Raw genomic sequence first — 21215 nt, forward strand, 5'->3', positions numbered from 1 at the left:
TGACACTCGCTTTTGAACGCGGCGGCCACCACTCTAACTAACTATCGCCGAAGAGCAAGCACATCACGTCCATCGTGGCCAGCGCCAACGCCGGGTTGTGAATTTGATCGCCCGCCACGCAGTCCTGCCACACGCGCAGCGCGTGACGCAGGTATTGCTCGCGCGATTCTTCCACCAGATCGGGACCGACCTGAGCCTGCACCTCGGGCCACAGCCGGCGCAGCTCGTCGAGCGCACCCGGCCTGCCGGCAATCGCTTCGAATACCGTGTCGTCGAGCAACTCCAACTTTTCGATCGCCGCCGGACACTGCCCGCCCACGACCTGCGCCGGATCGTCGGCCCAGTCGCTCCTGACCGGCGGGGCCGGCACGTCGCTGGGCCGGTTGCCGCGGAGGTGCGCGGCGTCGGCCCGACGCGCTTCGGCGGGCGCGTCGCCCGTGGCCGCCGCCAGCAACGCTTCGGCCGGCGCAGCGGGAAGCTCGCCGCGCGGCTTGCGGCCGCACATGTTCGTCGACGGCCCGCGTGGACCTTCGGCCATCCATTCGAGCAATTGATTGCCCAACGGTTCCAGATCGGCCAGCGTCAGGCCGGGACGCGAAGCCGAGAGCTGCTCGGCCAGAAAGGCCGTCTTGCCGGCGGCAATCGCGCTGGCCACAAATCCGCCCCAGCCCGCCGTGGCCGTGAATTCCCGCGGCGGCCTGCCGAACACCTCCACCATGGTCAGCTCGTATCGCCGGGCCAAGCGGCGCTGCTCGGCCAAATGACCTCCCAGGCAGACGATGCGCAGCGGCCGCCGGGGCGAGTATTTCAGGCCGGTTGAAAAAGAGAACTCCAGGCGGCATTCCACCGGCAGACAGTTCATCAGCCCCGCCAACAAGCGCGGACCGTGATTCGGCGCCAAAAGCGCGACGCGCGGCGAGGTGAGTGCGGCCTCGACGACCGCCTGCAACCAGAGCACGCCCGGATCGCTCAGCAGGTTGCCCAGCAAGGCCTCGTCGACGGCCGCCGCCCGCCCGCACAGCTTGAAGGGATCCAGATCGCCGGAAATCTCTTCCAGCACCCGCAGGTGTCCCTGTGCAAACGCCGCGTTCAAGAGCGCCAGCGCATTGTTGGCAAAGTCGGCCAGCAGCTCGCGGCCGACCACGAGGCATTGCGTATACACGCGCGGCCCGCGGCGGCCGCTGTGCTCTTGCCCGGCCGGCGTGGTCTTCGAGACACAATAGCAGCCGCTCGGCAAGGCATAGCAGTTGACGCTCATCGCATCGTCGCCCGTCTCCCAGAGCGAATCGTGCGACGGCCCGCGCGAGGCCAGCGCGCGCAGGTCGGCCTCGTCGACGCCGGGGCTGGTGGCCACGAGCTGGTAGCCGTCGCGACGGCCGGTATCCGCGGAGGTGAAAATCGCTTGTTCGACTAGCACGATGGACTCTTCAATTGCTTTACGAGCCACTCAAAAGGTTCGACGATGCCGCGCGGCTCAATGCGCAGCGGCACGCGCACGCGGCCGTAACGACTGACTCGGTGGGCGCATCCGCCGGCCACACTCGCGGCGAAGAAGCGAAAGTTCTCGAACCGCTCGAAGCAATGCCGCCAGAGGCCCGGCGACCGCGCCGCGGCGAACGCCGCCGGGTCGTCGAAGCAGGCCTCGCACCCGTCGGCCTTGGTCAGCACAAAGGCGATCGGCCGCCTCGACCAACCGTGGTTGCGGCGGCCATCGATCTCCGCCATGTAGGTCAATAACTTCATGGTGAAATAGTCTTCGTCGAGCGAGCCGCGCTCGAGCTTCAAGGCGTCGACCAAAACCAGCGCCCCCAAGGCCTTGGCCAGCAGTGGGTAGACGACCTCACAGGTGTGTGAATGGTCGAGTTCTTCGGCCAACGCTTCTCCCGGCAGGTCGGGCAACACCAACTCCAGCGGCGCGGCCTGGGGCCGCGTCCGTATCTGGCAATGGACCCAATTCCAGCGATCGGGTTCGCAGGGTGTTTTGTGGGGGAATTCACCGCGGGCCAACGCGCCGACGGTCGTCTGTTGCAAGTTGATCGAGAAGGCCCCGCGCGCGAGCAACTGCAAGCGGTCGGGCTGTCGCGACAACATATCCAGCAGCATGCCCAAGTAGACGGTCTTGCCGGCGGCGCTGCTGCCCAGCGCGGCGATCAAGCCGGGCACGATTTTTTGTGAGGCGGCCTGATGGGCCAGGGCCATCGGCGCGAAGCATTCGCGGCACAGCTCCATATCGTAAGTGTTGCCGGTTCCGCAAATAAAGCAGGCCGCCTGGTTCGATTGCTGGATCAACCGCAGCGAATCGAGCGGTTGCTGGCTGAGCTTGATCATGGCGTTGCTCCTGGTAGGGCCACGTCGCACGCGCTCAAGGCGCAGCGGAAGCCGATGTTGTGCTTGCGGGCCAGCGGGGTTTCGCCGCTCGGCGATTGGCAGCTTGCCTGGTGCTCAAAGTAGGTGTCGAACGCCCCACCGCGGAGGCCCTTCATGGGTATCGTGAGCTCCAGCGGGGCGCCGTCGGCGTCGAAGGCTTCGAAGTCTCCGTTCATCCATTCCCAGACGTTGCCGGTCAGTTGATACACGCCGCCGACGCTGACGCCCGCCGAGAACTGGGTGACCGCGGCGGTTCTGCCCGGTCCCGATCCCCAGACATTGCAGCGTCCGCGGTCGATGGTGTCGCCCCAGGGAAAGCGTCGCTGGCTGTGCTGTCCGTCGCCTGTGCGAATCGGCCAGGCCGCCGCTTTGAGCCACTCGGCTTCGTCGGGCAACCGTTTGCCGGCCCAACGTGCGTAGGCGGCCGCTTCGTGCCAATTGATGCCCACGACCGGATAATCGTCTTCGCCACTGGGATATCGGCCGCTGCGCCAAAAGCGCGGTCCCGGTGCGCCGCCGGAATCAACCAACTCGGCCCGCGTGGGCCAGATATCGGCGTCCCAAAGCGGCTCCAGGGCATACCCCCCTGCTTCGACGAACTGCCGAAACTGCCGGTTCGTGACGGGATAGCGATCCAAGAGCAGTGGCTCGACCTGTTCGAGCGCTTCGGCCACAGCATCGCCTTCGTAGTTGCGGAGACCAATATCGACCACGCCGCCCGGCACGGTGGCCATCGATCGCTCCAGGGCCTCGCGCGCCCGCTGGAATTGCTCCGCCGATAAACTCTCGACGACCTGGCGGCGAAGCAAGAGCGCGTAACGGCCTTGGGCCAGCATGCTCTCGACGATCGACGCGCGATCGGGCGCCGCAAGCGGTGCGGCCGGAGCGCGTTCGATGGCCTCCATGCTGGAAACGTCGGGCGCGACTTCCGGAACGGCGCCGTCGTTTTGGCCGTGCCAGCGCACCGTCCATCGCGACCACCAGGTTTGATTTGTCGTCAGCATGCGTCGTTATCCGATCGACATCGGTTGCCTGTCCGTGTGGTGTGTCAACGCTTCCTCTCTGTGTTGCAGTTCTCGTTCGCGGCGGGCCAGCTCGCGGGCCCGATCGGTCAGCTCGCAGCGCAGCCGTTCGAGCTCGTCCCATTGGCTATCGAGAAACGCGCCCAGCTCGCTCGTGCTGGCGTGCAGTTGCGCAAGAGTCGTTTCGACTCGTTCCCATTCGGCCGGCAGTTTGGATACGTCCGAGCGCATGCCAAGGAAACTTTAGGTCAAGGCGGCAGGGTGTGCAAAAACAGCGTAAACTACTTGCAAAGTCGCCGTCCGCGGGCGAAAGTAGGCATGTGGGGCCGAACGAGCGTTTACGACGTTCTTACTGCTACAACTGGGAGGACCAGCATCATGCTTCTTCGAATCAGTCTGCTCGCCGCGTTGGTATCGTTTGCCCTAGGCGCCGGCCCCAATGAGGCCAGCGCCGCCGGGCGTCTGGCCGCTTTTCGGGCCGCCCGAGCGGCGGCCCAAGACGCCGCGGCCGCGGCAACCCTGCCGCCGCCCGCGGCGATGCCCTACACGGCGCAGCCCGTCTCGCTTCAGCCCGCGGCGCCGGTCGAACCGATGGTTCCGGCCGCCGGGCCGGTGGCTGGCTGTGGCATGTGCTGCCCGCAGCCCTGCCTGATCTATCGCCACCGCGGCCACCATCGGGTCTGCTGCGGCTGTGCTCCGCCGGTCGAGACCGTGCTCACGGCCACCAATCCTTGCACCTGCTGCCCGGTGGCCATACCGGTTTGCCTGCCTGGCTGCTGCAATTGCCCGCCGACGGTGTCGTGCCACAGCGGGCTGTTTTGTGCCGGCGTGGTCGAATACGACTGGAGCTGCGGTTATCGCGTGACGGTTCGCTTCAAGCACAACGGCGAGGTGGTGGTGGTAAGCCGCGGATGAATCGCAAGAAGCGAACCAAGTCGCAGGCCGCGACCGAGCTACGCAGCGTGGAGGTGCTCACCATCGGCTGGATGCTGACGGTCGTCACCACGCTGGCCTGCGAGCTCGGCTCCGCCCTGGCCCGCTGGGCGGCCGGCGTCAACGAAGGCCCGTTGCGGATGCTCTCCGAGCTGTTGCTGTTCGCGGCTTTGGTGATCGGCTTCATCGCCCTGCTGGTCATGCCTGTCGTGCTGCGCAGCCGCCGCGTGGCGCCGCCGTCGGGCGTGCTGGTGTTCGCCGTTGTCGTCACCGCGGCGCCGCTGCTCATGGTCGCCGTCGAGATTCTCAAGTAACCATGACCGGCGACTACGCGCAGCACGAACATCACGAGTTTCTGGCCGCCAGCGCCGCCGCGCTGGCCGACGCTCAGCTCCAAGGCGCGCTTTCGCAATTGGGCGACACCTTGGGCGCTCGCAACCGGCAGGCGTTTGCCGAGATGGCCGAATCGGGCCGGCTCCGCGATCGGGCCCGCGCCATCAAAGACGCCACGCTGGCCAATCTCGCCGAGCACATCGAGACGCTGGAGGCGAGCGTGGTCCGCAACGGAGGGCACGTATATTACGCCGACGACGCGGCCGCCGCGCGGCAGACCGTGCTCGAAATCCTCCAGCGGGCGGGGGCCCGCAACGTCGTCAAATCGAAGTCGATGACGAGCGAAGAAATTCACCTCAACGCCGCGCTGGCCGAGCGGGGGATCAACGTCGTCGAAACCGATTTTGGCGAATTCATTATTCAGGTTGCCGGGCACCGCCCATCGCACATCGTGGCCCCGGCGATTCACCTGCGCACTCCGCAGGTGGCCGAGGTGCTCAGCCGCGACGCCGGGCAGCCGTTGCCGGCCGACGCCGAGCAGCTTGCCGCCTACGCGCGGCGGCGCCTGCGGGCCGAGTTCGCGCGGGCCGATGCGGGCATCACGGGCGGCAATTTCGCCGTCGCCGAAACCGGCACCATCGTGCTGGTCTCGAACGAAGGCAACGCCCGGCTCACGACCACCTTGCCGCGCGTTCACATCGCGTTGGTCGGCATCGAGAAGGTCATTCCGCGGCTGGCCGACCTGCCGGTGTTCTTGAAGGTGCTGGCGCGTGCCGCGACGGGGCAAAAGCTTTCGATCTACACTTCGCTGATCACGGGCCCGCGGCGGCCGGGCGAGCTCGACGGGGCTGAAGAGTTTCATCTGGTGCTGCTGGACAACGGCCGCTCTAGCATTCTGGCCGGGCCGCTGCGCGAGAGCCTGTTTTGCATCCGTTGCGGGGCGTGCCTGAATGCCTGCCCGATCTTCCGCACGGTGGGCGGTCACGCCTACGGCGGCGTCTATGCCGGACCGATCGGCGCCGTCTTGACGCCGCTCTACGACGGGCTGGCGGCGAACCATCACCTGCCGCACGCTTCCAGCTTGTGCGGCGCGTGCCAGGCGGCTTGTCCGGTGAAGATCGCCATACCCGAAATGCTGATCCAGCTTCGCGAGCGTTTGCACCAGCAACCCGGCCAGCTCAGCCGGAGCGAAGCGTTGGCCTATCGCGTCTGGTCGATCACGATGCGTCATCCGCGGCTCTACCGGCTGGCCACCTGGCTCGCCACGCGCGTGGTGTCACGTTTTGGTAGCCCGCTTGCGGAGCAAGCGGATGTGCCCCAACTTCCGCCCGATCCTCAATCTCCCCCAGCCACGCCCCCAGCGCCACGCTGGTTCGCTCATCTTCCCGGCCCGTTCGCCGGCTGGACCGGCACTCGCCACTTTCCCGCGCCGGCCGACGAGCGGTTCCGCGACTGGTGGGACCGCGAGGGAACGAAAAAATGAAAGGCTGCCGCAACGTAGGGCCGCCGAAGCCGAGCAGTCGGAGGCTTGCCCCGTCGCGGACAGCATCTTACGATGCCGCTGGTGGCAACCGCAGACTTCCTTTCTATCGATCCACAAAGTATCGCCTAATGCAGATAGCCGCGCGGAGCGAGTGGAGTTCGCTCGCCGGCGGGCGAACGCTGCCACAGGCCCGGCTCCGGCACAAACTCGCCCACGATCGTCAACGCCACACCCAGCGACGGACCGGCCACCATTCGTTCCGCTTCCGCCCGTGGCACAGCCAACACCAGCTCGAAATCCTCGCCGTCGCTCAAGGCATGTTCGAGCGCCGTCACGCCGTCGTTTCGCAAGCGGGCCAGCTCGTGCGCCGCCGCCGCGACGGGCACCCTTTCCAGTTCGAGCACCGCCCCGCAGCCGCTGGCCGCCGCCAATCGGGAAAGGTCGAGCGACAGGCCGTCGCTGACGTCGATTCCCGCGTGCAGATCATAACGGTTGTGGAGCGACAGGGCCTCGTTGACCCGTGGCTCGAAATCAAAGTGCTTTCCCAGAATGCTGCCGCCAAAGCTGCCGCTGACGACGATCGCATCGCCGGGCGTCGCCCCGTCGCGGCGCAGCACCCCCCGCTCGCTCGTCTGACCGATCAGCGTAATGCCGATCGCCAGCGGCCCTTCCCAGGTGTTCGTGTCGCCGCCGGCAATCGCCGTGTGGTAGCGCTCGGCAAGTGGTAGAAGGCCTTGATAGATTCCCACCGCGATGTCCAGGGCACGCGCACGTGGCAGGGCCAGCGCCACGACGGCCGCCAGCGGACGCGCCGCCATCGCCGCCAGGTCGCTCAGGTTGACCGCCAGCGCCTTGCGGCCGGTCCGCTCCAGCGATGCTTCAGGCAGACGAAAGTCGACGCCCTCCGTCAGCAAGTCGACGGTGATGACGCAATCGTGGCGAGCACCGAGATCGACGACGGCGGCGTCGTCGCCGATTCCCAGCCGCAGACAGGGATGAGGCGGCAGTCGGTCGCGTAGCCAAGCGAGGAATTCGGTTTCCATGAATCGCCCATGATAAGGCGGCCCGTGGGCGGGTGGCTAGTCGACAACGTCTGCCACGACGATTACTGGCCTCCGGGCCTCTTTCTGGATGACTTGGCATGTTCCAGCCGGCGTACTGACGCATGCGGGTCCGCACGTTGCGTTGCGGAAAACAACACCGTCGCTGCGGCGAGCTTACAACGTAACTCGCATGGACGAAGGGTCTTTCAACAATCTTGCGGCCGCCTTGCAAAAAACCGGCCGCAACCACCGTGATGGAGGGAAGGCAAGACGCCAAAGCCTTTGCTGCCGATCGATGACGCGCACGGCGATTTGGGCCACTCGCTGCCGCGACAAGGCGTGTGCGGCGGCCACGCGTTGGTGCGTCTCGCCGCGCAGGATGTGTTGTTCGTAGATACCGCAGTCGCGCTGGCTCGGCGGCCGTTCGTCCGCCGTCGTGCGTTTGACGGGTGGCTGCGCCTTTTCTCGCTTGGGCGGGGTGTTGGGTTCTCCGGGTTCGGGGTTCGGGGTCAGTGGCAGGGTTGGGGGTTCAGGGTTCAGGGTTCAGGGTTCAGGGTTCAGGGTTCAGGGTTCAGGGGGCCGGTTTGCTTGTGAAAAACAACAATCAGGCGCGCCGTCTGGGCTATCTAAGCTGGTCGGGGCCAGTGGCTTAGGGCGACATGCGAAAGCATCGATGCTGACTTGTACAAGCGCGGAACCATCTGACGGCTCTGTAGGGACCGCCCTCCGTGGCGTTCCGAGGTCGTGCGGGTTGGCGCCGACCGCGCTGCGCGGAACGCCACAGAGGGTGTTCCCCACAGAGCGCTCCTCGTTTGTGCAAATTTGCACAAACGAGAAAAACCGAGGGATTTCATCATCTCGTAGTTCTGAAGAGGGGATGAGCGATGAGGGATGAGGGATGGCCAAAATAAAGTCGCGAGTTCCGCGTTGAGGGGCGTTCCGCGGTGGTCCGGTTCCTGCCTTCTCGCACTTTACTCGCCGACTGGCTTGGGCACGGATCGTAGGCATCGCGCTCCGCCGTGATGGAACCTTTCGGCCGCGGATCCTGACAGAAAAATTACCTGGCATCACTCCTCTTGCACGGCCATAACAAGCATCGTCACCGGATTGATGGCGTAGCCGTTGCGTTTCCGTCATCGTCGATCTCGCCAAGCCGTTCCGCTTGCCGAGCAAGCGGGCTACGGAACCAGGCCGCTGACTTCCCTTGAATCAACCCTAGGTTTTGAAATACACTTGATGGAGAACAAGTCCGCATAGGCGGTCAGGAGAGATGCTATGCACGTCACCGTTCCACCACGGTTGCCCGACGTCGACGCTGAAGACTTTTATCCTAGCTCGGATGGCCGCCATGTCCGAACATTTCGACCCGTATCACCAGTGGCTGGGAGTTCCGCCCAAGGACCAACCGCCGCATCACTATCGGCTACTGGCCATCGATTTCCTGGAAGCCAGCGCCGACGTCATCGCCAACGCGGCTGACCGGCAGATGGCGCACGTCCGCACTTTTCAGACCGGCAAGCACGGCCAGGAATCGCAGCAGTTGCTCAACCAACTCGCCGCGGCCCGAATCTGCCTGCTCGACGCGGCGAAAAAGGCCGAGTACGACCGGCGGTTGAAGTCGCAGGCCGAGGCACAGAAAGCGGTGAGCCAGGCCCCGGCCGCCAGCGGCGCCGTCGGCGTGGGCTCGGTCCTGGGCGAGTACGAGCTGCTGGAGCCGATCGGGCATGGGGCGATCGGCGAGGTTTACAAGGCGGTGCATCGGCGCTTGCGGCGGATAGTGGCGATCAAGGTCGTCAACGCCGCCGCCAGCTCTCAGGAGGCGCTGGGGCGTTTCCAGCGCGAGGTCAAGCTGGCCGGCATGCTCACCCATCCGAATATCGTCGCCGCGCTCGACGCCAACGAGTCGGGCGGCCACCATTATCTGGTAATGGAGTATGTTCCCGGCCAGGATCTGGCGGCCCTGCTTTCGCAGCACGGTCCCATGCCACTGGAGCAGACGCTCGACGTCGTGCTGCAGACGGCCCGCGGACTGGAATATGCCCATGCCCACGGCGTGGTGCATCGCAATATCAAGCCCGGAAACCTGCTGTTGAGCATCGACGGAGTCGTGAAGGTGCTCGACATGGGTCTGGCGCGCTACGACGACGCGGAGGGCGGCCCGCAGCTTACGCAAGCCGGCCAGACCATGGGAACGGTCGACTACATGTCGCCGGAGCAGGCCGCCGACGCGCGACTGGCCGACCCGCGTTCCGACGTCTACAGCCTCGGCTATACGATGTACCGGCTGCTGACGGGTCAGGTGCCCTACGCCGCCAAAAACGTGGTGATGAAAGCGCTGGCGCACGCCCAGTCGCCGATTCCGGCGTTGAGGGCCGCCCGGCCCGATCTTCCGGAATGGCTGGAAGCGGTTTATCAGCGGATGGTGGCAAAAACGCCGGGCGACCGATATGCCGGCATGAGCGAATTCATCGCGGCGGTCGAGGCCTGCCGCTGGGGCCGGAATTCGAGCGCAGCCGTCGCTGTGTCGACACCGCCCGCGGCCGCGGCTTCTCGTCCGTCCGCGGTCCCGGACAAGCCCCCCTATCGCAGGCGCCGCAACGATGCGACGGCGATTGTCGCCATCGGCGCGGCGCTGGTGATCGTCGTGGGCGGGCTGCTGGCGTTGTGGCTGAGCTAATTAGGGCCGCTTCCGGAGATAAATGAGCAGACGGCCCGCCTGGCGGTGCGCGGGCCACAAAGGGATTGGCGCAGCGGCGCCGAGACAGTCGGCGCCTCCGGCAGCCCCGTCGTCGAGAAGGCCCTCGATCAAAAGGTCATGCTGCGGTTACGCGAAACCCCGCTCCGCGATTTTTTGGAAACGGTCAGGCGTGCGCATAGTCTTCGAGTGGACATCGACGCCGAGGCATTTCGGGATGCAGACGTTACCGCCGATGCGCCGATCACCCGTGACCTTGATCCTCTTCACAATCCTAGGCGAAGAAGCGGCGAAGTTCAAACGTGTCCCGGCAAATCGAGGAGGCATCTTCATTTCCCTGTGGCCGCGACGATATACTGACCCGCATGCGAAGCCCGTCCGCCACCGTTCGCCTGCTCTTGGTCAGCGTGGTTTTGCCCGCCGTGTTCGTCGCGCTCGATCAGGCCGCCCTGCGATTCGGGGCCGCCCATCGTTGGTCGCCTGCGACCGGCGTGGCCGTGGGCAGTTGGTTCGTCGTGCAGACGGCTCTGCTCAGCTTTCTCGCCGGCTTGAAGCTGCCGCATTGGGGCTGGCGGTTGTTGCTGCTCGGCTGGAGCCTGGTGCTGGTCAACCTGCTGTTGGCCACCGGCGCGATGGATGATCGGTGGAACCAAAGGCTGCTGGCTTTGGCGTTTTTATCGGCCGAGTTTGGCGCCTCGGCGGCATGGCTGATTCTCGGAAGCGCGTCGTTTCCCAGCCGTCTGTGCCTCGTTGCCCTGGCCGGGGTACCCGTTATGTATCTCACCAATGTGCTGCACTTCGATCTGGCTCACATTCATTGGGGAGATGCCTGGGCGATCATTGTGGCGGCGCAAATCGCGGGCGCTTCAGGTTTGGTCGCGCTATTGAGAGTGGCCGGCTACCGGATCGAACGCGAGATTCAAGATCCCGCGGACACCAGCGGCGTGCCGGTGCAGTTTTCGATCCGGCACCTGCTCGTGGTCACGACCGTGGTCGCGATTCTGGTGCCCATCGTCAAGGGTTCGCTCCAGTCGTCGTCTCGTTGGATGGACACCCGGCAATGGCTGCACGCCGCGGCAGATGGCGGTGTGCTGGCGCTGATTTCACTGGCGGCGCTCTGGGCCGCCTTGGGCAGTGGCAACTGGCTGATCAAGATCGGCTTTTTCGCGCTCTTGGCGGTCGCCGCCGGTGGCGGCTTGTATTGGCTGGAACTGACGGCTTTATACCGCCAGCCCTATTCGCTTGCTCCGGTTCCGCTGACCCATGCGGGTTGGCGCTGGATCGCATGGACGTTGCTCACCGGTTCGTTCCTGGCCGGCATGCTGCTGGTGCTGCGTCCTACCGGCTTCCGGCTCGTGCGGCGGCGACGATGACCGGGAGCCATGTCGTGCGATTCCGACTCAAAACACTGTTCCTCCTCACCTTTCTGGTCGCTGTCGTTTGCGCGGTGCTGTTCACGCTGCCCGACGGGCTGGCGCTGATCGTGCTGGCGACGTTGGGAATGGCGACGCCGGGAGCATTGATCGCCGGCATCATCTATGGCCGCGGCGCGAAGCGGGCCTTCGCCATCGGCAGCCTCGCTGCGGGCGGGTGGGCGCTGTGGATCGCGCCGTACTTTTTCTACGCGGCCATCAGCGGCGAATGGGACGGTGCCGACATTACGCTCGTCAAATGGATGTTCGCCGGATTCTACGTCGCGCTCGCGGTGGCGGGACTGGCCAGCGTCGGCGTGCGACGGCTCTGCTATCAGGGCCGCAACGGCATCCGGCCGCCCCGCGACTGCTGCTAGCGCGCCTGGCCTCCGGAAAAGGGACCGCGGCAGATCGACGATACAATGGCAGTATGCTCTTGAACCGCGAACCGCCCGATCGAACTCGCCGCAACCGCTGGGCCATCGCTTGGACCGTGGCCGTGACGCTGGTCGTCGAGGCGACCACGCTTTATTTGCGGTTTGCGGCCGGCCGAACGGCCGGCGAGTTCAACCAGACCGCTCCCCTGCTGCTGCAAATCCACCACATGTTCTGGGGCCTGCCGCTTCTGGCCGCCTTGCCGTTTTGCTGGCGGCGACCGAAACTGAGCGGCGCGATGCTGGGGACGGCGCTCGGCTTTCTGCTTAGCGACCTCGCCTACCATTTTATCATTCTGCCGCTCGCGGTCGGCAACACGGGCTGGCATTGGCCGTAGTCCGGATGATCAACCATGCGAATAAAGAATCGCGACCGCGGGCAACGCGCGCCGCAGATCGTCAAGCCCGGCATCCGTCACGTGCGTGCCGTCGAGAATCAGCATTTGCAGCCGCGTCAGCCGCTTGAGGTGCTCAAGACCCGCGTCGCTGACCTTCGTGCCCGATAGATCGAGCACATCGACATCGGTCAGATCCTCCAACTCCGCCAAATCATCATCACTAATGCGAGTGCTGCTCAGGTTGACGTAAGACATGATGCTTCACCTTCAACGGACTTCAAGGGGCAAGGGAAACTCGACCAATTCCTCCCGCAGCGAATGTTGTTCGACCGTGGCGTCGAACCACTCGCACAACACCCGCAGGCAATCGGCCACCAAATCCTCCGGAGCGCTGGCGCCGGCCGTCACGACGAGCGTTTGCTTGCCCGCGAACCAATCGGCGTCCAGTTCCGCGGCGCCGTCGACCAGCCAGGCGGGGCAGCCGAATTCGCGGGCCACTTCGACCAAACGGTTGCTGTTCGAGCTGTTGCGGCTTCCCACCACCAGCACGGCGTCGGCTTCGGGCAACAGCCGCTTGAGCGACTCTTGACGGTTTTGGGTGGCGTAGCAAATGTCTTCTTTGGGCGCTCCGACGCACTGGGGAAACCGCCGTCGCAGCCGCTCGACGATGATTTGGACTTCGTCCACGCTCAAGGTGGTTTGCGTCAGATAGGCGATCTTGTCGGAGGCGGCGAATTCGAGTCGGTCGACGTCGTCCGGCGAAGAAACGAGGCGTATGCGCTCGGGAGCGTATCCCAACGTGCCGACCACCTCGTCGTGACCGTCGTGCCCGACGAGCACGATCGTATATCCCTGCTCGGCGAACCGCAGCGCCTCCAGGTGTACCTTGCGAACGAGCGGGCAAGTGGCGTCGATGACGTTCAACCCGCGGTCGCGCGCGGCCCGCTGCACGGCGGGCGAAACGCCGTGAGCGCTGTACATCAGGTTGGCCCCCTGCGGCACTTCGGCGAGATCGTCGACGAACACGGCGCCTTTGCCGCGAAAGCGTTCGACGACGTGGCGGTTATGCACGATCTCGTGGAACACGTACAGCGGAGTGCCGAACAGCGCCAGGGCGCGGTCGAGCGCGTCGACCGCCATGTGGACTCCGGCGCAAAAGCCTCGTGGTGCGGCCAGCAAGATTCTCATCAGCAGCGTTCTCCTGTGTATTACAAGGCGTTAGGCAGTAGGCGTTGGGCGTTAGGGCCTTGTTAGAGGACCGCGCCTAATGCCTAACGCCCAACGCCTAACTCCTCCTATACGGTGGGCCGGCGCTCGCAAGCTCGCTGGTCCCACCCTACGATGATTGGCCTAACTCACACACTCATAAAGGGCAACTAAACCTGGGTCATTGGAGGTACTGATCGGGGTGGCGGGCCGTGAGGCAGTTTCCTCGGGCATGACGAGGGGCAACCGCACGGTAAACGTCGTTCCACGGCCGACCGCCGTTTCGCAAGCGATCCTTCCGCCGTGCGCCTCGATGATGCCCTTCACGATGTCGAGCCCCAGACCGTTCCCTTCGTCGCCTTTCGTCGTAAAAAACGGCTCCCAGATGCGCTCCGCAACGTCGGGCGCCATACCGCAGCCGTTGTCGCGCACGGTGATGACGGCGTCGGAGCGGTTGGCATCGAGTTGAAGCACGATCTGGCCGTCCGCCCGCTCGCGAATCGCGTAGGCCGCGTTCTTCAGCAAGTTGACGAGCACTTGCTGCAGCTTGACGGCGTGCCCCTTGACCGACGGCTCGGCGTGGATGCGCAGCGAAAGCCGGCTGTGCGGCAACGTGTTGTCGTAGCGCAGGAAAGCCAGCAGCTCGTGCAGCACGCCGGCCAGCGAGAGCGGTTGCAGCTCGATCCCCGTCTGCTCGAACCGCACGAACGACTTCACTTCGTCGACAAGCTGCACCAGGCGGTCGTAGGTCTGCCGGGCAAGAGCCGCCGTTTGCACCAGCTCGTCGTGTTCCGCATAGCGCTCCTCGATCAGCTCCAGCAGCGGCAGCATGCAGAGTTGGTTGCCCATCTCGTGAGCGATTCTAGCGGCGGAGCGGCCCAGCGCGGCGCAGCGGTCGATGGCCACCAGCCGCTCGGTGAGCGCCATGTTGGCCACCGACAAGTCGTAGGCCTCGATGGCCCGCGAGAGCACCGACAAGATATCGTGCCGTTCCCAGGGCTTCTTCAGGAAGTAATACACCTGCCCTTGGTTGATGGCGTCGAGCATCGCTTTCGAGTCGGCGTAGCCCGTAAGCATCACGCGCTTGCTGAGCGGGTGCTGGCGGCGCAGGATCTCGAACAGCTCGGCGCCGGTCATGCCGGGCATCCGCTGATCGGCCACGATGACGGGGAACGATTGCCGCCCGAGCAGGTCGAGGGCCTTCGCCGCGCTGCTGGCCGTATGCACGTTGTACGTCGACTCGAACGTCGCCTCGAAGACGACGAGATTGTCGACTTCATCGTCAACATACAAGATGTCTCGTTTCATAATCGGCTCCTACCGTAGGAAAAAGGGCCCCGGCCGGTCGGCAGCCAAGGCCCGGGTCGCCGCCATGCACGCCGGCCTGGCGAGGAAAAGTGACAATGAATTCGGCACCGTCGCCGGGCGAGCTCTGGCAGGCGATCGTGCCGCCGAGCTTGTGCATGATGCCGTAGCTGATCGACAGGCCCAGTCCCGTGCCCAGGCCCGGTTCTTTGGTCGTGAAAAAAGGATCGAAAATGCGGCCCTTGACGTCGTCGGGAATGCCGGGGCCGTTGTCGCGGATGGAAACCCGGATCATCTCGCCGTCGCCGCGGGTCGTCACCAGGATGCGGCCTTCGCCTTCGATCGCCTGTTCGGCGTTGCTCAGAATGTTCATGAACACCTGATTGAGATGGCCGTGCGGCCCGTGGACCGTGTCGATCTGGCCATAGTCGCGCTCCAGCACGATGCGGTGCTTGACCTGGCTGAACAACAGGTTGAGGCACATGTCGAGCGATTCGTGCAAGTCGAAATCGTCGAAGTCTTCTTTGCCGGGGTGCGAGAAGGTTTTTAGATCGGCGATGATGCGGGCGGTGCGCGTGGCGCCGTTTTCGATGACCGTGGCCAGCGAAAACAGCCGCCGAAACAGCCGGTCGATCTCGTCGCGCGACTCCGGGCCGCACTCGAAAGGCTGGCCGGCCAGCAGCGGGGCGAGCGCGCCTTGCAAGCGGTGGGTGCTTTGGGTCAGCGGTTGGATGCCGTTGTAAACCGCGTTGATCGAGTTGTTGATCTCGTGGGCCAGCCCGGCCACGAGCTGGCCGAGCGAGCTCATCTTTTCGGAATGGATCAATTGCCCCTGCATCGCCGCCAGATCGTGGTAGGCCGCTTCCAGCTCGGCCAGCGACCGCTTCAGCGAGCGGCGGCTCTTGGAGAGTTGCCGCGTGCGCGTGCGGACCTTCGCCTCCAAATTGACGTTCAAGTCGCGGATCGTATGGTCGTTGGTCTGCAGCCGCTCGACCATCGCGTTGAACTGTCGGGCCAGCGAGTCGATTTCGTCGGTGGTGGTGGTTTGCAGCCGCTCGCTGAGCAACCCTTGTTGCACCCGTTTCATGGCGTCGACCATCAGCCGCACGCGCGAAGCGATGGAAGTGGCCAAAAGCCGCGAAAGCACCAGGCCGGTGACCGCCGCCGCCAGGGTCATGATGACCGTGTGCTGCCGCAGGTTGGCCACCGCCTGGGCCTGGTTGCTCGGATTGTTGATGATGTCCAGTGCCCGCTGGTTGGCCAGTCCGCCAATCATCACCGCGGTCAGCACCACGGCTCCGCCGACGCAGATATTGAGCCGCACGTGCAGCCGGCCGGCGGGCATGGCCTCGAAATCGACCGGCACGCCGCGCTCGACCAGGTAGCGCACCAACGGCGCCAGCCAGCGCTCTTCCATAAAGAACGCGATCAGCAACACCGCGGCGATGCCCAAGCAGCCGGCGATGCCCGTTTGCACCAGCGGGCCGATGGAAACACCGTCGAGGGCCCGCAGGGTGGCGCAGATCGGCAAAACGATGGCGATGGGATCGATCAGGCTCTCACGCCAACATTGTCGACCCGGAAAGAGGACGACTTCGGCTCCGACTTTTGCCGCCAGTTCGGCGTCGACGGGCTGGCCGTCGCGCAGCAAGTCGAGCGCGCGGCGTGCATGAGGCGTGTAATACAGACCCAGCAAGGCGCTGAGCACGATGCCCCACGACACAAACCACGCCGCGGCCACGAAAAAGTGCCGTTCGACGTCGGCCGGAAAGGAGAGCATCAGGGTCACGTAGTAGACGCTCAGCAGGCCGCCCAGCGAGGCCAGCAGGCGCGTGGAGAGCATCATCGCCAGGATGTAGGCGCCTCCGAGACGTTCAGGTTGAAAACGCTGCTGGAACATGATTCTGTTTCGCCGCGGCGACCCATCGCCGCCTTACTTCGCGCCTCGGCTGACCAGTTCGGTCTGTAAAAGTCGATCCAGGCCGCGTAGAGTGACTGCCAGGTCGACGGAGGTCACCTGCGGCAGCAGCCGTTGAAATTGGATTCTGTGCTCTCGCCAGCGGCGGTGAAAATAGGCTTCGTGGCCGCCGCGCGTGATGGCGGCCGTGATTTGCGCGGGCGATCCGTGCATCAACTGGTCCACCGTCAGGTCGTGGTTGGCCACGGCATGGGCAAAAACTCCGCTGCTGTAATCGCGGTCGTGGATTTCGCGCTGCCAGGTGGTCATCAGGTTGCCGATGCGGGCCATCCATTGCGCGTGCCACATCGCCTCACGCAGCCGGCCGAGCTCGGTCACGCTGAAATCGGGGCTGCACATCAAGTCGATCATCGCAAAGCCCAGCAGGCCCATGCCCTGTGGCGAATAACCATCATGTTCTACGACGTTAAGAATGTATGGGTTACTGTTGACCAGATGGGAATAGTGAACGGTGTTGAAGAGTTGCGTCAGGTCGAATTGCAGAAGCATCGTGTAGGGGTCGTAGCAAGGGTATCGCTTGGCGCGACGCCAGACCACGTCCCACACCTCGCAGGTAAATTCGCCGTAGCGCCGGTCGGCGGCCCCCAGACCCTGCAATTGGGGCCTCTCGTGGTGGGTCAGTTTCAATAGTTCATCGAGCAAATCCCCGCGGCCCTGCTGATCGGCCACGTCGTCGACCAGCACGTTGACCATGCCGGCCAGAACTTTCGTATCGCAGACGTCGGCCCGCAGCGCCGGCCGCACACAGTCGAGCGTCGTCAGCTCGACGCCCTGCAGGCACCACTTCCAGAGATAGCCACCGCGCTCCCCCACTTGCTCGTAAGCGGCGATCCACGACGCCAACTCGGCGCTGAATTGCTTGGCCAGAATCTCCTCGCGTTCCGCCTGGGCGGCCTCGGGCTGCCGCTGGGCGCCAAGCGGTTCCGCCCGATCGAAGCGCAACTGCCCGCCGGTAGCCGACGCATCGAGCGGTGTTTCGATGACCGTCAGCCCGTCTCGCCCCAGAGAAAGGGCCAGCAAGTCTTCGAAGTGCCGCAGGTCACGGGCGGCGACCGTGGTCTCGGTCGGCGACAGCGCCGGCAACAGGTGAGATTTCGCCGGCGAGCGTGGGTCTCGAAACACCACCGCCGTCGCAATCAGCTCGACCTCTTCGGGCAACGTCCCAAGAGCGGTTGCCGCAGCGGCCCATTGGCGTTCGGTCAGCAGCAGCACTGGCCGGCAGCCGCCGGCCGCCAGGCCGATCGAACGCTGCCAAACGTAAGCGTCGCCGGCGCCGGAGGCCACGTAACGCTGGGCAAGACGGCGCGCGAAGTCGGCCGTTGCCGCCGGGCGGAGGTCGACCATGACCACCTGCGGTTCGCCGAGCGCCATCGCGACCAGTGCCGATTCGACCGCGGCCGACGTCGCTTTTTCCGACAACGAGTCGGCGGCCGTGCCGGCCGCTTCCGGCGGCGCCGAGCGCTCCGCGAAGAGACGGCCTGGATTGGCCGTCGGCAAATCATCGTCGCCGCGCGTCGCTTCCGCGGAGCGCAGCCGCAGCATGACCGATGAGGCATGCCCCATGACTTTCAGCGCGTGAAAAATAGAAACCAGATCGTCGCCCGTGACGCCGCTCAGCAGTCCGACGTGAGGCAGGTCCGATCGCGAAAGAAGTTCTTCCAGCGTCTTGCGGCTCTGCGCCGCGTCGTACAACGGACCGGCGTCGTCGACCTCGCACCAGACGACGAGCAGCCGCTTGGCGCGGGCCAACAGCCGGATCTGCTCTTGGCACGCCGGCGACAACGACGAACGCGCGTCGGCGACGAGTACGATCCAATGATCGGCAAGCAGTACGTCGCGGGCCTGGACCACTCCCAAGGCGGTGGACAGAATCTCGGCGGCGCACGGTGCGTCGGCATCGCTGGCTTTTGGCCCTGGGTCGTTGAGCGGCGGAAAGTGGCCGCCCGAAGTCGCGCGATCGTGGGCCGGATCGAGCCGCAGGCCGCGGCCGGTGGGCACGGTGGGCAGATCGAGCATTTGGGCCGAATCGGCCACAATCCGGTCGCGGTCCAGATCGAAGGCGCGGCGCAGGGCGACGGCCAAGTCGGCCGCGGTGATCAGGCTGCCGCCGGCCGCCCCTTTTGCTTCGAGCAACGACGCCAGCCGGTCGTTCGACAGCGCGGCCGGCGCCGTGGCGGGCGCAAGGGGCGCGAAGTGCGCGCCGCGCAACGACTGCATCGCGTTAAACAGATGACTTACCGAAAGCTTACTCATAGCTGCACCTCCAGGCCATCGTGGCTGGTTGAGAACGGTTGCCAAGGGTCCGATTATCGAAGAAGACCCCGGCGTGCATCAACGAACAAACCCTTACAACCGGAAAAGGCTGCCAAGAATTTGCTCGGCGGGTTGCGATTATATCAGAAATGCGGAAGACAACAAATTATCCGATCGTATGAATAATCGCCAACGATCAAAAAAACAGTCATAAATTATTGACAAATGTTTCAATTCATGGCCTTTGGGGGGATTCGAAGGCGTTTTGTCGGCCCAATGGGGTGGGTCGGCTTGGGCGTGGCCAATTAATGGCCACACGGGGCATCGGCTCGCTGCAGCGCGTTTGGGCCGGATTATTGATGGCCCCCACTAACCCGAAGCGCAAGCGAGGCCGGGCAACGAACTTACCTCGCTTGCGCTTTGGGTTGGTGTGCCGGAGTTTCGGTCCGATCCCGAACCTACACTTGTACTGGAACCACGATCGCCGGTGGCCTATCTTGTCTCAAATGCGGACCACAGAGAACCGATGGATCCCCGAGCGCTGGGCCGCGCCCCTGGCCTACGCGCTGATGCTGGCCGCCGCGGTGATGGCCTTACTGTTGATCGTCCAATCGGGCGAGACGCTCACGGCGCCGGCCGCCGGGTATGCGGTACGCGCTCCCGCGGCGCCGGTCGCGGCCACCAGCAAAATCAGCCCCTTGGTCCACGTGCTGCTTCTGCTGGCTGTCGTGGTGGCCTTGGGCCGATTGATGAGCCGGCTGCTCGCCCGCTGGCGGCAGCCGCCGGTGATCGGCGAAATACTGGCCGGAATCGCCTTGGGGCCGTCGCTGCTGGGACACTTTTGGCCAGGTGCGTCGGAGTTTTTATTGCCGGCCGACGTGGCGCCGTACCTGAACGTGCTGGCGCAGCTCGGCGTGGTGCTCTATATGTTCGTGGTGGGCCTGGAACTGAACGCCGGTTTGCTGCGCGATCGCGCGCACGCCACGATCGCCATTTCGCACGCCAGCATTCTCGCGCCGTTCTTGCTTGGCGCGTTGCTGGCTCTGTGGCTCTATCCGCGGCTATCGAGTCAGGACGTTCGCTTCACGAGCTTCGCGCTGTTTCTGGGCGCGGCCATGTCGGTGACAGCGTTCCCCGTGCTGGCCCGCATCCTCAGCGATCGCGGGCTGACGAAGACGGGCCTGGGCGTGCTGGCTCTGTCGTGCGCGGCCGCCGATGATGTGACGGCCTGGTGCCTGCTGGCCTTGGTGGTGGGAGTCGCGCAGGCCAATGTGGCGGTCGCCATGTGGGTCATCGCGGGCACCGTGGGCTATCTGGCCGCCATGTTCGTCGTCGCGCGGCCGCTCGTCGGACGATGGCTGCGGCAACATGACGGGCCGCTCACTCCCACAAAAATGGCGCTCGTGTTCGTGGCGGTCCTGGCCTCGGCGATTACCACGGAGTTGATCGGCGTGCATGCCATCTTCGGCGCTTTCCTGCTAGGCGCCGTGATTCCACACGACTCGCGTCTGGCGAAGGAGATTGCGTTCAAACTGGAAGACGTTGTCACCATCTTGCTCTTGCCCGCGTTCTTCGCTCTCACCGGCATGCGCACGCGCATCGGCCTGGTGAGCGGCCTCGATGCCTGGCTGATCTGCGGCCTGGTGTTGCTGGTGGCCACCTGCGGCAAGTTCGGCGGAACGCTGGGGGCGGCGCGGCTGGCGGGCCTTTCATGGCGCGATAGCGCCGCACTCGGCGTGTTGATGAACACGCGCGGTTTGATGGAGTTGGTGGTGCTGAATATCGGGCTCGATTTGCACGTCATCTCGCCGACGCTGTTCGCCATGATGGTCGTCATGGCCGTCGTGACCACGATGGCCACCACACCCATCCTCACGGCCCAAAAAGTTGAAGCGAATTGGCGGTAAGACAGCTTCTTGGGCATCGGCCGGGGGGGTGACGGTGCAACGAGGCACCGAGGCGGCGGCCTAGGCTGCCTCGTTGTGCTTGCTCGCCGTGAGGGGCTAGCTCAATTCAACCAGCGAAGCGAGTTGTGCCTCGTCGGCCAAAACGGTGCGGACCTGCTCGCAACCAAAATACAGGCGCAAGAGCCGATCGAGTGCGCGTTGCTGAATCTGGCCGCCGGTTTCCCAGCGAGACAGGCTCGCCACGGCCACACCGAGATTCTTCGCGAGCTGCTCTTGTAAGCCCCAACCTCTCGCGGCTTTGGCGAATCCGTGCCGGCGTCAAGAGCCCCAATTGCGCGCGGAACGTCTCGCTGATGCGCCGGTTGGCATCGTCATCGAGCACGATCTCACCGCACGTTTGGCAACGGGCCACGGGCAATTCAAGTACGCTGACCTCGTAGGCACGACCGTCATGCTCAATCGTTGTCGAATAGTCAACCGTTGCTGGTTCGACGGTTCGTTCTCGG

At 64.8% G+C, this 21215-nt stretch carries 18 protein-coding genes and 1 pseudogene; 8 read left to right on the forward strand and 11 right to left on the reverse strand.

All coding sequences use genetic code 11. The features are described 5' to 3' along the window. Positions 1-37: 37 nt before the first annotated feature. Genes VNH11_24070 through VNH11_24085 form a run of 4 tightly spaced genes read right to left on the reverse strand, consistent with a single transcriptional unit; the run spans position 38 to position 3620 of the window. The gene (locus VNH11_24070; protein HVA49465.1) at positions 38-1417 is read right to left on the reverse strand and encodes a hypothetical protein; all 1380 of its coding nucleotides are present in this window, start codon (positions 1415-1417) and stop codon (positions 38-40) included. Continuing rightward, the gene (locus VNH11_24075; protein ID HVA49466.1) at positions 1411-2328 is read right to left on the reverse strand and encodes a hypothetical protein; all 918 of its coding nucleotides are present in this window, start codon (positions 2326-2328) and stop codon (positions 1411-1413) included. Before VNH11_24075 ends, VNH11_24070 begins: the two co-directional genes overlap by 7 nt. Further along, positions 2325-3371, reverse strand: coding sequence for a formylglycine-generating enzyme family protein (locus tag VNH11_24080; protein ID HVA49467.1), 1047 nt, complete (start codon positions 3369-3371; stop codon positions 2325-2327). The genes VNH11_24075 and VNH11_24080 overlap by 4 nt, the downstream gene beginning before the upstream one ends. 6 nt (positions 3372-3377) lie before the next feature. Then, positions 3378-3620, reverse strand: coding sequence for a hypothetical protein (locus tag VNH11_24085; GenBank protein ID HVA49468.1), 243 nt, complete (start codon positions 3618-3620; stop codon positions 3378-3380). A 147-nt stretch (positions 3621-3767) separates the two neighbouring features. On the opposite strand from VNH11_24085, the gene VNH11_24090 reads away from it, so the two are divergent. Genes VNH11_24090 through VNH11_24100 form a run of 3 tightly spaced genes read left to right on the forward strand, consistent with a single transcriptional unit; the run spans position 3768 to position 6138 of the window. Continuing rightward, a complete protein-coding gene (locus VNH11_24090; GenBank protein ID HVA49469.1) occupies positions 3768-4304 on the forward strand; it encodes a hypothetical protein in 537 nt (178 codons plus the stop codon). Continuing rightward, positions 4301-4636, forward strand: coding sequence for a hypothetical protein (locus VNH11_24095; GenBank protein HVA49470.1), 336 nt, complete (start codon positions 4301-4303; stop codon positions 4634-4636). Before VNH11_24090 ends, VNH11_24095 begins: the two co-directional genes overlap by 4 nt. Positions 4637-4638: 2 nt before the next feature. Then, entirely contained in the window at positions 4639-6138 is a 1500-nt protein-coding gene (locus tag VNH11_24100; protein HVA49471.1) for a LutB/LldF family L-lactate oxidation iron-sulfur protein, read from the forward strand. A 125-nt stretch (positions 6139-6263) separates the two neighbouring features. Here VNH11_24100 and thiL read toward each other — a convergent pair whose 3' ends face one another. Next, positions 6264-7181 carry a thiamine-phosphate kinase gene (gene thiL / locus VNH11_24105; protein ID HVA49472.1) on the reverse strand — a complete coding sequence of 306 codons (918 nt, stop codon included), beginning with the start codon at positions 7179-7181 and terminating at the stop codon, positions 6264-6266. Between the two features lie 1348 nt (positions 7182-8529). Here thiL and VNH11_24110 point away from each other — a divergent pair. The 4 genes from VNH11_24110 (at position 8530) to VNH11_24125 (ending at position 12060) form a co-directional block, all read left to right on the forward strand. Further along, positions 8530-9858 carry a serine/threonine-protein kinase gene (locus VNH11_24110; GenBank protein ID HVA49473.1) on the forward strand — a complete coding sequence of 443 codons (1329 nt, stop codon included), beginning with the start codon at positions 8530-8532 and terminating at the stop codon, positions 9856-9858. 383 nt (positions 9859-10241) lie between these two features. Further along, a complete protein-coding gene (locus tag VNH11_24115; protein HVA49474.1) occupies positions 10242-11249 on the forward strand; it encodes a hypothetical protein in 1008 nt (335 codons plus the stop codon). 14 nt (positions 11250-11263) lie between these two features. Further along, a complete protein-coding gene (locus VNH11_24120) occupies positions 11264-11665 on the forward strand; it encodes a hypothetical protein (GenBank protein ID HVA49475.1) in 402 nt (133 codons plus the stop codon). A 53-nt stretch (positions 11666-11718) separates the two neighbouring features. Continuing rightward, the gene (locus tag VNH11_24125; GenBank protein ID HVA49476.1) at positions 11719-12060 is read left to right on the forward strand and encodes a hypothetical protein; all 342 of its coding nucleotides are present in this window, start codon (positions 11719-11721) and stop codon (positions 12058-12060) included. A gap of 9 nt (positions 12061-12069) precedes the next feature. Here VNH11_24125 and VNH11_24130 read toward each other — a convergent pair whose 3' ends face one another. From VNH11_24130 to VNH11_24150, 5 genes are all read right to left on the reverse strand, one after another. Next, entirely contained in the window at positions 12070-12315 is a 246-nt protein-coding gene (locus tag VNH11_24130; GenBank protein ID HVA49477.1) for a hypothetical protein, read from the reverse strand. Between the two features lie 12 nt (positions 12316-12327). After that, the gene (gene ispH / locus VNH11_24135; protein HVA49478.1) at positions 12328-13248 is read right to left on the reverse strand and encodes a 4-hydroxy-3-methylbut-2-enyl diphosphate reductase; all 921 of its coding nucleotides are present in this window, start codon (positions 13246-13248) and stop codon (positions 12328-12330) included. A 162-nt stretch (positions 13249-13410) separates the two neighbouring features. Then, the gene (locus VNH11_24140; protein HVA49479.1) at positions 13411-14574 is read right to left on the reverse strand and encodes a hybrid sensor histidine kinase/response regulator; all 1164 of its coding nucleotides are present in this window, start codon (positions 14572-14574) and stop codon (positions 13411-13413) included. Beyond that, positions 14549-16471, reverse strand: coding sequence for an ATP-binding protein (locus VNH11_24145; GenBank protein HVA49480.1), 1923 nt, complete (start codon positions 16469-16471; stop codon positions 14549-14551). The genes VNH11_24140 and VNH11_24145 overlap by 26 nt, the downstream gene beginning before the upstream one ends. Before the next feature lie 33 nt (positions 16472-16504). Continuing rightward, positions 16505-18802 (reverse strand): hypothetical protein, encoded by a 2298-nt coding sequence (locus VNH11_24150; GenBank protein ID HVA49481.1) that lies wholly within the window; start codon positions 18800-18802, stop codon positions 16505-16507. 506 nt (positions 18803-19308) lie between these two features. Here VNH11_24150 and VNH11_24155 point away from each other — a divergent pair. Continuing rightward, complete coding sequence (locus VNH11_24155) at positions 19309-20709, forward strand: cation:proton antiporter (protein HVA49482.1); 1401 nt, start codon at positions 19309-19311, stop codon at positions 20707-20709. A 96-nt stretch (positions 20710-20805) separates the two neighbouring features. On the opposite strand, the pseudogene VNH11_24160 reads toward VNH11_24155, so the two are convergent. Further along, positions 20806-20973: pseudogene (locus VNH11_24160) on the reverse strand (hypothetical protein). Between the last annotated feature and the right edge of the window lie 242 nt (positions 20974-21215).

Source organism: Pirellulales bacterium, assembly GCA_035533075.1.
Taxonomy (GTDB): domain Bacteria; phylum Planctomycetota; class Planctomycetia; order Pirellulales; family JAICIG01; genus DASSFG01.

What these genes read in the sequence shown, in the direction of transcription:
- VNH11_24130 (HVA49477.1), bottom strand. Translation starts at nt 12,315, where the DNA reads ATGTCTTACGTCAACCTGAGCAGCACTCGCATTAGTGATGATGATTTG.
- VNH11_24155 (HVA49482.1), top strand. Translation starts at nt 19,309, where the DNA reads ATGCGGACCACAGAGAACCGATGGATCCCCGAGCGCTGGGCCGCGCCC.
- thiL (HVA49472.1), bottom strand. Translation starts at nt 7,181, where the DNA reads ATGGAAACCGAATTCCTCGCTTGGCTACGCGACCGACTGCCGCCTCAT.
- VNH11_24145 (HVA49480.1), bottom strand. Translation starts at nt 16,471, where the DNA reads ATGTTCCAGCAGCGTTTTCAACCTGAACGTCTCGGAGGCGCCTACATC.
- VNH11_24095 (HVA49470.1), top strand. Translation starts at nt 4,301, where the DNA reads ATGAATCGCAAGAAGCGAACCAAGTCGCAGGCCGCGACCGAGCTACGC.
- VNH11_24150 (HVA49481.1), bottom strand. Translation starts at nt 18,802, where the DNA reads ATGAGTAAGCTTTCGGTAAGTCATCTGTTTAACGCGATGCAGTCGTTG.
- VNH11_24100 (HVA49471.1), top strand. Translation starts at nt 4,639, where the DNA reads ATGACCGGCGACTACGCGCAGCACGAACATCACGAGTTTCTGGCCGCC.
- VNH11_24085 (HVA49468.1), bottom strand. Translation starts at nt 3,620, where the DNA reads ATGCGCTCGGACGTATCCAAACTGCCGGCCGAATGGGAACGAGTCGAA.
- VNH11_24075 (HVA49466.1), bottom strand. Translation starts at nt 2,328, where the DNA reads ATGATCAAGCTCAGCCAGCAACCGCTCGATTCGCTGCGGTTGATCCAG.
- VNH11_24110 (HVA49473.1), top strand. Translation starts at nt 8,530, where the DNA reads ATGTCCGAACATTTCGACCCGTATCACCAGTGGCTGGGAGTTCCGCCC.
- ispH (HVA49478.1), bottom strand. Translation starts at nt 13,248, where the DNA reads ATGAGAATCTTGCTGGCCGCACCACGAGGCTTTTGCGCCGGAGTCCAC.
- VNH11_24125 (HVA49476.1), top strand. Translation starts at nt 11,719, where the DNA reads ATGCTCTTGAACCGCGAACCGCCCGATCGAACTCGCCGCAACCGCTGG.
- VNH11_24140 (HVA49479.1), bottom strand. Translation starts at nt 14,574, where the DNA reads ATGAAACGAGACATCTTGTATGTTGACGATGAAGTCGACAATCTCGTC.
- VNH11_24080 (HVA49467.1), bottom strand. Translation starts at nt 3,371, where the DNA reads ATGCTGACGACAAATCAAACCTGGTGGTCGCGATGGACGGTGCGCTGG.
- VNH11_24090 (HVA49469.1), top strand. Translation starts at nt 3,768, where the DNA reads ATGCTTCTTCGAATCAGTCTGCTCGCCGCGTTGGTATCGTTTGCCCTA.
- VNH11_24115 (HVA49474.1), top strand. Translation starts at nt 10,242, where the DNA reads ATGCGAAGCCCGTCCGCCACCGTTCGCCTGCTCTTGGTCAGCGTGGTT.